Here is a 12,542-nt window from a genome sequence, read left to right as displayed (position 1 = left end):
GCCAGTGACATGAAAGGTGACATGACCCCACCATCAAATCACTCGACAGGTGACGACAAGAGCGGGCCTAAGGCCCGCTCCGCCTGGGCTGTGACGCGCAGTGTCTGGTTCGCCATGTTCATGCGTGAAGCCGTCGGTAGAACGATGACGGACCGCATGGGCTGGTTCTGGATGATTGCCGAGCCTGCAGCTTTCACGCTGGTCATGATTGGTATTCGGAGCTACATCCGTGGAGACAGCTTGATTGTCAATGCACCCTTCATCCCTTGGATGGTCGTGGGGTTGATGGGATTCTTCTTGGTGCGGGAAGGCATGATGCAAGGCTTGGGAGCCATCAATGCCAACAAGGCACTGTTTGCCTATCGTCAGGTACAGCCAGTGGATGGTGTCTTGGTTCGCAATGTATTGAATGGCCTGATTCGCACCTTCATCTTTTTGCTGTTTGTGCTGGGTGGTCAGTTACTCGGTACAGACTTCCTACCCGATAATGGGTTTCAAGTCATATTCGGCTGGCTATCTCTCTGGTTGCTGGGACTGGGCATTGGACTTCTGACATCAGTACTCGGAACACTGGTTCCCGAGATAGGTAAGATTATCAATATCTTGTCGTTACCGCTGCTGATACTATCCGGTGTCATCATGCCACTGAATCACTTCCCGCACTCGTTATTAGAATACCTGATGTGGAACCCTATCGTGCATGGCCTTGAATACATGCGGCACGGGTTCTTCGAAGGGTATCAGGTCGTACATGGTACGGATATGGATTACTTTTGGGGCTGGGTATTGTTTAGTTTGGCATTAGGATTATTGATGCATGTTCGTTTCAAGGAGCGCCTGAAACGCCAATGATCGACATTCAGAATCTCTCTAAACGCTTCTATCAATCACACTATAGTCAGGCTGAAGACCAATGGGTGTTGAAGGACATCAACCTGACTATACCTACAGGTGTCAGTGTCGGCCTGCTGGGTGCCAACGGCGCCGGTAAGTCGACGTTGTTGCGGTTGATTGCCGGCATGGATACTCCTCAAAAGGGTAGAGTGATACGCCACTCTCGAGTTTCTTGGCCTATCGGTCTTGCCGCAGGGTTGCAGAGCAGCATGACAGGTCGGCAGAATGCCAAGTTCGTCGCCCGGATGCATGGCAACCAATATGATGTAAAAAAAATCATTCAAAGAGTTCAGGCGTTTGCAGAAATCGGGCCCGCATTTGATGAACCGATCCGTACCTATTCGTCTGGCATGCGCTCACGGCTCAATTTTGGTTTGTCTCTAGCATTTGATTTTGACGTCTATCTTTCTGATGAAGCCACTTCCGTAGGTGATAGAGCCTTCAAGACCAAGGCCTCAAGGGCTTTCAAGGACAAGGTGGGAGAGGCAAGCCTGATTATGGTCTCTCACTCTGAGGGTATACTTAAAGAGCTGTGTCAAGCAGGTATCTATCTAAAAAACGGCCAAGCTCATTGGTTTGATGATATCAACGAGGCTATCAGTACCTACCATATCGATAGCGATGCAAAGAAAAAACAGTACTAAGAAATATACAATATTGACGGGAGGTATCAAACAGGCTATTTAAGTCCCGTTAGTAGGCTCTAATAACCAATATTTGATGAGATTTTACATGACAGTATTTATAAAACGTTACCCACAATGGGCGATTGTTCTGTTGTCGATACTGCTCGTAGGCTTTTACTGGACGGTGTGGGCAGAGGACCGCTATGTATCGAAGGCAACAGTAGTATTGGAAAGCCCGCAGATCAATTCGACCAGTGATGTGAGCTTTGGCTCTCTGTTGACTGGAGGACAGACAGATAGTGATTTGCTTCTTTTACGGGAATACCTCTTGAGTGTCGATATGCTCAAGAAGGCTCAGGAAGAACTGAATTTTCGAAAGCACTATAGTCAGCACGGTGATATTATTGCTCGTTTAAATGATGAAGCCGCACCCATTGAGGAATTGCATAAATATTACCTCAAGCGGGTTTTGGTTGAGATGGATGAATATTCGGGCGTATTGAAAATTGAAGTTCAAGCTTGGACGCCAGAGTTTGCCCAGAAACTAGCTCAGTTTTTGCTCGATGAAGGCGAGCGTCACATGAATCAGATGGGGCAGCGCTTGGCAGAAGAGCAAGTCAAGTTCTTAGGCAAGCAGGTGAGCCTACTGGAAGAGAGCTTCGAACAGTCCCGCCAGCAACTATTGGACTATCAGAATGAAAATGGTCTGGTCTCTCCTACTCAAACAGTTGAAAGTCTAAATACTGTGGTATCTTCACTAGAAGCCCAGCTGGCAACTTATAAGGCGCGCATGAGTGCCCTAGGTAGCTATCAGAGTAAGCGCTCCAGCGAGATGGTACGTATTGATAGTGAAATCAAGGCCCTGGAAAAGCAGATAGATCTCGAGAAAGAGCGCCTCGCGCGTCAATCCGGCAACGCACTCAATAGTGTTTCAAGTCAATATGAGACCTTGCAGCTTCGTGCAGATTTTGCCAAGCAGACTTATTCCAATGCATTAGCTGCGCTTGAGAATACGCGAATAGAAGCCGCTCGCAAGCTCAAGCAGGTGAGTATTTTGCAGAGTCCTATCTTGCCAGAGTACTCTGAAAAGCCGGAACGGCTGTACAACCTGTCTCTCTTTTCTATCTTTATGCTATTCGCTGGATTTATATTCACTATGTTGCTGATGATAATTCGAGACCATCGTGATTGATGCGAATGCTTCATTGAATAAAAAAATTAACGATAAGTTAATCGCTTGATGTTTAGTATTGGTTAAAAGAAGGGGCTTTAATGTCGAGTATAGTTCTCTTTGATGAGTGTAATGATAATCGCGCAGGAGAGTGAAATGGAAGATTCGCTGGGCACTGCCGACACGGCCCTGTTTGACCAAGTGACGTTGCTTCAGAAGTTGTATATTGAAGAGGTTGAGAAACACCGCTTGGATAGCCAGGAAGGACAAAAGTTCAGAGATAGGATAGAGACAGGGGCGGCGCTTTCCTCCCCGGTGGGCGCGAATGTCGAGAAAGTTATCGAGCGAGCCAATCGGCACAAGCACACTTTGGTACAAACGCGTGAGTTACTCTTTGCTTATGAAGCAGAAATAGATGGATTTAGCAATGCCCTGGCATCGTTAGATGACACACTGCGCAACGAGAAGATTATTTCCAAAAGATTGGAAGATCGTATACGTTTGCTCAACAGCGAGATAGGAGCTCTGCAGCGCGAACAGGAGTCAGAGCGTAGAGCCCATGTACTTGAATTGTTTGATGCGTACTCTAGCGTTAGTCAAGTCATGTCACGTAGAAAGGCTAGAAAGTCGAAAAGTGTAGATTATGACACCTTGCACAGATCATCCCTTTTTGATGCAGACTGGTATCTCATTGAGTATCCTGATGTCGCTACCGCTGGGCTTGACCCTATCAAACATTACTTGAATGAAGGGGCCAGAGAGGGAAGAAATCCAAGCACAGGATTTGATACTATCTGGTACCTCACTTCCAATCCTGATGTTGTTCAAGCTGGCAAGAATCCTTTGTTGCACTATCTGCGTTACGGCAAAATGGAAGATAGACAACCATTACCAAATATCTAGCAATATTTAATTATATAGATTGGGTCTTATGAGTTAAATGAAATTATAGGAGGGGATATGCAAGAGGTCGTTGAGAATGCTGCACGGTGTTTCAAGCAGGGCGATTTTCATAGAGCGAGAGAGATGTATCAGAAAGTTGCAGCATACTATGGAGAATCAATCGTTTCAGTTAACTTGTCTCTTTGTGATCAAGCGATCAAGGCTTCTTGTTGGGTGCCCTCAACAGCTGGTGGAAAAGAGACGGAAGACTATAGTGATGAAGAAAATATCAACCCATCCACCCAGAAAATTTCTAGACAGTTGCAAGAAACCCAGTCATTACTCGAAAAATATTTCATACTTTCCCAATAATAGTAATAGGCAAGCACTTAGCTGCAAATGGTATCCACTCCAGGAGTTATGAAATGAAGGTTCTTACGGTATTTGGAACACGGCCAGAAGCCATCAAGATGGCGCCGCTCGCCTTGCAGTTGGCGGAAGATGAACGCTTTGAATCCAGAGTCTGTGTGACAGCACAACACCGTGAGATGCTGGACCAGGTGCTGAGCTTGTTTGAGCTGGAACCTGACTATGATCTGAATCTGATGAAACCAGGCCAAGATCTCAACGACATAACCTGCGGTATACTGCAAGGGTTAAAGGATATCTTGGCAGATTTCAAGCCTCATATAGTGTTAGTGCACGGAGACACTGCAACTACCTTCGCCACCAGCCTGGCAGCCTATTATCAGCAGATCCCGGTTGGCCATGTTGAGGCAGGGTTGCGGACAGGTAACTTGTATTCGCCTTGGCCGGAAGAGGCGAATCGCAAGTTGACAGGTGCGCTGGCAGCCAAACATTTCGCGCCAACGGATACATCGCGTCAGAATCTTCTGAAAGAGAATATCGACCCAGCCAATATCCATGTCACTGGCAATACGGTCATTGATGCATTGTTTGAGGTAGTAAAGAAGCTTGAGGAAGGCCCGCTGGGGGATGAATTGCGCGCTCGCTTTGATTTTCTGAAAGATGACAAACGTCTTGTGCTAGTCACAGGCCATCGTCGCGAGAGCTTTGGTGAGGGCTTCGAGAATATCTGCCGAGCCTTGGCGGAAACAGCCAAGACGCACCCAGATGTCCAGATTGTCTATCCTGTCCATCTTAACCCGAATGTGCGTGAACCGGTCAATCGCTTACTAGCGGGCGTTGACAATATCATCCTGATTGAACCCCAGGATTATCTCCCCTTCGTCTACTTGATGAACCGCGCGTATATTATCTTGACAGACTCAGGCGGCATTCAAGAAGAAGCTCCTTCTCTTGGCAAACCAGTACTTGTCATGCGTAATACGACAGAACGTCCGGAAGCAGTGCAAGCAGGAACAGTCAAGTTAGTGGGAACGAGTGTGGATGTAATTACTTCTGAATTGACAAAGTTGCTGGATCAGCCGGAGTTATACAGTGCCATGAGTTATGCCCATAATCCCTATGGTGATGGTAAGGCCTGTAAACGTATACTGGATGCGCTCGTCGCGAAAGAAGTGGCCACTGCATGAGAAAAAATCGCATAAAAAAAATATTGTGTTAACTATCAGTTTTTAAATTTATCTCTTTATTATTCTTTTATCAGACACTTTGCAAGGGTAACTCAATGGAATTCAATACCATATCGATGATTGGCCTTGGCTATATTGGCCTTCCGACAGCAGCAGTATTCGCCTCCCGTCGCAAGAAGGTGATTGGTGTGGACATTGATCAGCGGGCTGTTGAGACCATCAATCAGGGCAAGATACATATCATTGAGCCGGAACTAGATATGGTGGTGAATGCCGCAGTCAAAGAAGGTTATCTGCGTGCCACTACCCAACCAGAGCCAGCTGACGCCTTTATGGTGGCAGTGCCGACTCCCTTCCACACCGACGAAAATGGCCAAAACCACAAGGCAGACCTGCGTTATATCCAGTCTGCCTGTGAGGCGATTGCCAAGGTGCTGGTGCCGGGAAATCTGGTGGTACTTGAATCGACAAGTCCGGTTGGCACAACTGAAGAAATGGCTGCTTGGCTGGCTGAGGCTCGCCCGGACCTCACCTTCCCCCAAACACATGGTGAGGCATCAGACATTCGTATTGCCCATTGCCCAGAGCGTGTATTACCGGGCCATGTAGTACGTGAGCTGGTAGAGAATGACCGCGTGATTGGTGGCATGACGCCCAAGTGTGCTGAAGCCGCCTGCGAGCTTTACAAAATTGTTGTAGAGGGTGAGTGCCTGCCGACAACTGCGCGGACTGCTGAAATGGCGAAGTTGGTTGAGAACAGTTTCCGCGATGTGAATATCGCCTTTGCCAATGAGCTTTCGATGATTGCCCACGAGCTTGATATCAATGTCTGGGACCTTATCTCGCTGGCCAATCGTCATCCACGCGTCAACATTCTGTCCCCAGGAGCAGGTGTCGGTGGCCATTGTATCGCGGTGGACCCCTGGTTTATTGTGGCGGCTTGCCCTGATCAGACGCGCCTGATTCGCACCGCTCGAGAGGTGAATGACTACAAACCAGTGTGGGTGCTTGATCAAATTAAACAGGCATTGGAAGAGTTGCATCGTGCTCAGCCGGGGGCGACGCGTCGTGACCTCAAGGTGGCCTGCCTAGGTGTTGCTTTCAAGCCAGATATTGATGACCTGCGTGAAAGTCCGGCCTTGGGGATTACCCAGAAAGTCATTGAGCTCGGCTGCCTAGTCCAAGTGGTAGAGCCCAATATCGATTCTTTGCCCAAAGAACTTCAATTCGAAAATGTTTCATTGGTTAGTTTTGATGAAGCTCTTGCACAAGCCGATGTCATCTGTGTATTGGTTAAACACAAGTCGTTTGTCCAGAAGGTTGATTCGGTGAAGGAAAAAACCGTCGTGATTGACGCCGTAGGTTTGTTGAGTTGATTTACGTAGATTGACTACAAACTTGTAGTGATGACAAAGGCGCCCATCGGACGCCTTTGGTGACTTCACTGTATATGCAGAAAGGTAAAGAAGGACTCAATGGACGATCTTCTAAAGCTTGCGATGCACCTGGCCGAAAATGACGACACTCCTTTGGTATTCCCGATACAGGGTCGTGTGGCCTATGTCGTCAGTCATGGACAGAGTTATGCCAGTAATGGCTACGCCATTCGGACACAGGGCATCGCCAAGGCCCTGAATCAGCACGGTCTGGAAACGTTATGCTTCGTGCGGCCAGGTAGACCATGGGAACTTGGAGGCGACATACAACGCATCGCTCCGGAGGTGGCCGTTGGTGGGGTTCGTTATATCCATAGCCCCTGGCCCGATGGCCAGCGCCCTGGAGATGAGCGCATGCGTATCGAGGCGAGCGCAGATCGGTTCACCGAGCTATTTCGCGTCTATCGACCAGAAATAGTACTGGCTGCCTCCAACCACGAAGTGGCCCTGCCGGCGCTGATTGCGGCTCGTCGGCTGGGGCTTCCCTTCCACTATGAAGTTCGTGGTTTCTGGGAGATCTCACGGATTTCTCGCGATCCGGCTTGGCATGACACGCCTGACTTCATGCACCACTACGACCATGAAACCTGGGTGTGCAACCACGCAGACCGGCTCTATACCTTGAACCGGTTCATGCATGATGAGCTGGTCAGGCGAGGTGTCTCGGCTCAATGTATCACGCTGGTGCCCAACAGCGTGTCTGATCTGCCAGATCCCATGCCGGTGGAGAGTCAGCAACTGCGAGCGTCCCTAGGGATTTCGAAAGATGCTTTCGTGGTCGGCTATATCGGTGCCCTGACTGAGTACGAAGGCCTGGAGTTGCTGCTGGAAGCGCTGGCCAAGCCCCAGTGTCAATCCGCCCATACGCTTATCGTCGGCGGCTACAGCCCTGTTAGCCAGCCCGGCCATGGCAAGAGTGAGCCTATCGTCGAGCAGCTTGCCCGGGACGCCAAACGCCTCGGCGTGGCCGACCGCGTGACGTTTACCGGCCGGGTTCCGCATGAAGCGCTGGGCGACTACTTCGGTCTGATCGACGCTACGGTGATTCCTCGTAAGCCGCTACCGGTATGCGAACTGGTCAGCGCCATCAAGCCGCTGGAGTACCTCGCCTGGGGTAAGCCGGTCATCGCCTCCGATGTGGCGCCGCAGGCCGAGCTGCTAGAGCATGGAGAACTGGGCTGGCTGTTTGCCAAGGGGAGTGCTGATGCCCTGGCAAACACTATCCAAGCGGTACGCAATACCTCTCCCGAGGCGCGTCAGGCAAAGGTGGACAAGGGGCGCGAGGCCATCAAGCACCATTACCTATGGCACCAGGCGGTACGGCCGATGGTGAAGGGGTTGAAGGGAGAGTCACTCTCAGCCAAGGCCACCAGGGTGGCCTGCATCATGGATAACTTCACCTACAGCTCCTACAGCCCCGAAGCCAACTGCTTTCAGCTGACGCCCAAGCATTGGGAGAAGGAACTGGAGGAATTCAAGCCGGAGCTGTTGTTCATCGAGTCCGCATGGCGCGGTAAGGATGAGCTGTGGGGCAGCAAGGTGGGCCACAAGAGCCAGGAGATTCAGGGCATTGTGGCCTGGTGCAATCAGCATGGCATCCCCACGGTGTTCTGGAACAAGGAAGACCCGATTCACTTCGAAACCTTCCTGAACACCGCCAAGCTGTTCGATCATGTCTTCACCACCGACCTAGACTGTATCCACCGCTACAAGGCGGCGCTGGGTCACGACAACGTCTACTTCCTGCCCTTCGCCTGTCAGCCTGCCCTGACCAATCCTGTGGAATCCTACCAGCGCAAGGACGGCTTCTGCTTTGCCGGTGCCTACTACGTGCGCTACCCGGATCGCACCAAAGACCTGGAAACTTTCGTGGAAGAGTTTCCCAAGTTCAAGCCGCTGGAGATCTATGACCGCAACTACGGCAAGGAGGATCCCAATTACCAGTTCCCGGAGAATTATCAGCCCTATATTGTGGGTACCCTGTCGTTCAGCGAGATCGACAAGGCCTACAAGGGGTATCGTTATGCGATCAACCTGAATTCCATCAAGCAGTCGCAGACCATGTTCGCGCGCCGCGTTTATGAGCTACTGGGGTCAAATACCATCACCGTCAGTAACTACTCGCGAGGGGTTCGCCTGCTGTTCGGTGAGCTGGTTCTGACCTCGGATAGTGGCGGCGAGATCGTTCGCCGGCTGCAAGAGTTGGAGAGCAATCCCGAGAAAGCCGATAAGTTCCGCCTCGCTGGGCTTCGCAAGATCCTCAGCGAGCATACCTATCAGGCCCGTTTCGACTATATCCTCAGCAAGGTGACCGGCACGCGCCATGAACACCCGCTGCCTAATTATACCGTGGTTAGCCTAGTCAATAGCGTTCAAGAGCTAAGCAACACGCTGGACAATGTGGCACGACAACAGCATGGCCCGGTAAAGCTGGTCGTTGTCACCGGGAAGGGGATCACTATATCCGACGTCGGGGTGCAGCTCGGTCAGCTGCCAGAGGGCATCTTCAAAGAGTGCCTAAATGTGGCAAGCTTGGCGGGTAGGGCGCTGAAGAGTTTCGCCAAGCCGGGTACTTGGTTGGCGGCCTTCAACTCGAATGACTACTACGGCCCTAACTATTTACGAGATATGGCCTTAGCTACACGCTTCACCAAGGTGCCGATGATCGGCAAGGCCGCTTATTATCAGGCCGATTCTCAAGGCATTCAGCAACAACACGCGGATCAGGCCTATCGGTCCGAAGTTGAACTTCCGCTACGCGCCGCTGTTCTGGCACCCGGCATGCAGCTTGGTCGGGCCAGCGCCTGGGTCGACGGCATCGAATCAGCTACCTACACCGGAGCCAACCAGCAGGCGCTTGATGCCTTCAACTATTGCCGTAATGGCCTGAGCGAGCAGATAGCGCCCAGCAGCGAGGCACTGGAAGCGCTGCAGACCAGGGTAGACGATGCCGAGTTTGATACTGGGATTCCGTTGGCAGAGCTTGAGCAGTTGGCGGAAACTACGGCGCCGGCTATCAACAGCGCCGTGCAAATTCCTAGCTTCTCGCCCAGTGAGCTAAACGGGATCTTCTCCAACCCGGGCACGGCCAGCAGCAAGATGGTTCTGATCGAAGAGGGGTTGGAGGTGACATCTACGCTGGAGGATGGCAAGCACGAGTATATCTACGTCAAAGAAGGCAACAACCTGACACTGGAGCAGTTGGGGAAACGTGCCATCAAGGATGGCAAGCTACCACTGCATCTTGAGGTGACACCGGGGTTAAATCTGACGCTTGTCATCATCTTTTTCGATGCAAAAGGGAAGCGGCTTAACCACTACATTATTCAGGCCAACAAGAATAACCTTTTGGATATTCCTGAAGGGGCAGAGATTATTCGCCTTGGCTTCCGTGTATACCAAGGCGGCGAGTGTGTCGTAAAGCGTCTGTTGGTGGGAGAGAAGGATCTTTCACCGGAAAATGTGATGGGACGTTCCGATGTATTATTGGTAACCAACCATTACCCCAGTTATGACGATCTTTATCGCAATGGTTTCGTACATAGTCGAGTCAAAGCCTACACGGCGCGTGGAGTCGAGGTCGATGTTTTCCGGTTTCGCAAGGACCAGGCAGTCAGCTGGCATGAGTTCCAAGATGTGGATGTCATCACGGGCTCACCGATTGCGCTGCGCCGCATGCTAGAAAAAGGGAAGTATCGGCACGTGTTGGTACACTTCCTGGATGCGGATATGTGGGAAGTGCTTGATGACTACATTGATAAGATAAAGGTAACGGTATGGGTACATGGTGCCGATATTCAGCCCTGGTATCGTCGCAAGTTCAATATAGAAAATCCTGAGCAGGAGAAAGTGGCGAAAGAGAAGAGTAAAGAGAGGATGACGTTCTGGCGCGGTATTCTTTCGCCCATGCATAAGAACCTTCAGCTGGTATTCGTTTCCAATTATTTTGCCGAAGAGGTGATGGAGGACCTTGGGTTCCGACTCCCAGAGGATCAGTACCACATCATTCATAACCCCATCAATACGGATCTTTTTATATATCAGGAAAAAGATCCTGAGCTGCGTAAGAAGATTCTTTCGATTCGCCCCTATGCCTCACATGTATACGCCAATGATCTGACTGTGAAATGTATTCTTGAGCTATCAAAAGAACCTTTCTTTGATGAGCTTGAGTTCAGGATTATAGGAGATGGTAGGCTCTTTGATGAAACGGTTGAGCCGATCCGAAAACTTGATAACGTTATCATCGAAAGAAAGTTCTTGAGCCAGACAGAGATTGCTGAGTTGCACAAGCATTATGGTATTTTTCTTTGTCCATCCAGGATGGATACGCAAGGCGTATCACGTGATGAGGCCATGTCTTCAGGATTGGTTCCTGTGTCAAATAGTGTTGGGGCTGTGCCTGAGTTTGTTAATGATGACTGTGGTTGTTTGGCAAGCGCTGAAAGTTTTTTTGATCTATATGAGTTTATCAAAAAATTGTATCATGATTCTGAGAAATTTAGAAAGTTAAGTGTAAATGCCTCAAAGACCTCTCGAGAGAAAGCTGATCAAACTATTGTAGTTAATAAAGAGCTAGAGTTATTTCTGGGGGAGTGTGATGAAAGTTTTTAATGAAAAAGTTGCATCTTTCGATGTGGATGGAAAGAGTTTTATATCTTCTGAAGATGTCAAGAAAGTTTTTAACTTGGTGGAGTTAAGGAAAGGAGAGTTAGGTTTCCATACCCCAAGGTTTGTAAGAGAGTTATATGATCCTTTAGGAGACTATCTTTCATTTAGCAAGCTTGGGGTAGAAGGCTGGGCTATTGTAAGATTGGATGAGAGTGGTATTCCAATAAATAACTTTCGGTGGGGAGAGTACTATTATCCAATAACCATTGCCCACTATGGGCTCCAGCTCTATGGGAAACATGTACGAAGAAATAAAATTACCACTGGAAGGTACATGGGTAGTTCAGGCCAGATTCATGTAGACTCATCAAGTCACTATACGAATATTAAATCAACTGGTAAGATTTCTGATGGATTTTTTATTAAAGACTTGCATATTGATAACTTAAATGAGCTAACGATTCGCTCAGATGATGACTTCAGGGTTTATATAGATATTAATTGTGTTGACGAAATAAAAAAGATATGCGTGTATAACGGAAAAGGAAGAGTGGATGATGCTAGTGAAATTAAGTATATTTCTTTGAATGATGGCGAGGTTGATAAATTTTATCCTACGCTCCATGAGTATTTTCCAATTAAAGAAATAAAAGTACGTGGAAATGTAGATTTAAGAATTCCTGTTAAACGAGAGTTAGAGGATACATCAGAATTTTTAGATAAAGCAATAAAGATTGCGGATTGGTTTGTTGATAATCAAGATGGAGATGGAGCTTGGGTATCTGATTTCGAACATCACTTTTTTAAATCAAGAACTAAGCCAATGGACGCAGGTTGGCCCTCAGCCTTAGGTCAAGGTTTAGGAATTTCTTTTCTTACGCGAATGTTCAAAATAGCCAAAAAAGATAAATACAGAATCGCATGTGAAAAAGCATTAACGCCATTTCAAATTGATGTCGAAGAAGGTGGTGTTAGAAGGTATTGGGATAAAGAAAAAGTTTTTTTTGAAGAGTATCCCACAACTCCTCCTAGCTTTGTTTTAAATGGCTTTATGTTCTCGGTGTTAGGATTATATGATTGTTGGAAAAGCTTGCATAATGAGACTGCAAAACAGCTTTTTGAGGATTCGTTCTCAACATTGCTAGACATACTCCCTCTATATGACCTTGGAAGCCATAGTGCTTATGATTTAACGCACTATACTTGCAAGAGCTATCCTAATGTTGCTAGATGGGGTTATCATCAAACGCATATTAATCAAATTTATGCACTTGAGTACATAACTGGAAGTTCTCAACTTAAACAGTTCAGGAAGCGTTGGGAAAAATACATGGTAGATGGCTATTCATGTCCACTTAATTGATTT

Annotated in this window: 9 protein-coding genes; all 9 read left to right on the top strand. The window is 48.5% G+C overall.

Annotation, left to right across the window (positions count from 1 at the left end; genetic code table 11):
• Positions 1-21 precede the first annotated feature (21 nt).
• The 9 genes from CLAM6_RS10820 to CLAM6_RS10780 all read left to right on the top strand — a co-directional run bounded on the left by CLAM6_RS10820 (position 22) and on the right by CLAM6_RS10780 (position 12,539).
• Positions 22-852, top strand: coding sequence for an ABC transporter permease (locus tag CLAM6_RS10820; protein ID WP_153636903.1), 831 nt, complete (start codon positions 22-24; stop codon positions 850-852).
• Positions 849-1,538, top strand: coding sequence for an ABC transporter ATP-binding protein (locus CLAM6_RS10815; protein WP_153636076.1), 690 nt, complete (start codon positions 849-851; stop codon positions 1,536-1,538). The genes CLAM6_RS10820 and CLAM6_RS10815 overlap by 4 nt, the downstream gene beginning before the upstream one ends.
• Positions 1,539-1,626: 88 nt before the next feature.
• Entirely contained in the window at positions 1,627-2,712 is a 1,086-nt protein-coding gene (locus CLAM6_RS10810) for a chain-length determining protein (protein WP_153636075.1), read from the top strand.
• A 135-nt stretch (positions 2,713-2,847) separates the two neighbouring features.
• On the top strand, positions 2,848-3,594 hold the full coding sequence (locus tag CLAM6_RS10805) for a hypothetical protein (protein ID WP_153636074.1): 747 nt from the start codon (positions 2,848-2,850) through the stop codon (positions 3,592-3,594).
• Positions 3,595-3,651: 57 nt separating this feature from the next.
• The gene (locus CLAM6_RS10800; protein WP_153636073.1) at positions 3,652-3,945 is read left to right on the top strand and encodes a hypothetical protein; all 294 of its coding nucleotides are present in this window, start codon (positions 3,652-3,654) and stop codon (positions 3,943-3,945) included.
• A 53-nt stretch (positions 3,946-3,998) separates the two neighbouring features.
• Positions 3,999-5,129: a non-hydrolyzing UDP-N-acetylglucosamine 2-epimerase gene (wecB, locus tag CLAM6_RS10795; protein WP_153636072.1), complete on the top strand. Its 1,131-nt coding sequence runs from the start codon at positions 3,999-4,001 to the stop codon at positions 5,127-5,129.
• Between the two features lie 95 nt (positions 5,130-5,224).
• A complete protein-coding gene (wecC, locus tag CLAM6_RS10790; RefSeq protein ID WP_153636071.1) occupies positions 5,225-6,505 on the top strand; it encodes a UDP-N-acetyl-D-mannosamine dehydrogenase in 1,281 nt (426 codons plus the stop codon).
• 99 nt (positions 6,506-6,604) lie between these two features.
• A complete protein-coding gene (locus tag CLAM6_RS10785) occupies positions 6,605-11,179 on the top strand; it encodes a glycosyltransferase (RefSeq protein WP_153636070.1) in 4,575 nt (1,524 codons plus the stop codon).
• On the top strand, positions 11,166-12,539 hold the full coding sequence (locus tag CLAM6_RS10780; protein ID WP_153636069.1) for a D-glucuronyl C5-epimerase family protein: 1,374 nt from the start codon (positions 11,166-11,168) through the stop codon (positions 12,537-12,539). The genes CLAM6_RS10785 and CLAM6_RS10780 overlap by 14 nt, the downstream gene beginning before the upstream one ends.
• The last annotated feature ends 3 nt before the right edge of the window (positions 12,540-12,542 follow it).

Origin of the sequence: Cobetia sp. AM6 (assembly GCF_009617955.1) — a bacterium.
Taxonomy (GTDB): Bacteria; Pseudomonadota; Gammaproteobacteria; order Pseudomonadales; family Halomonadaceae; genus Cobetia; species Cobetia amphilecti.
This window is presented reverse-complemented; position numbering and strand designations above follow the sequence as displayed.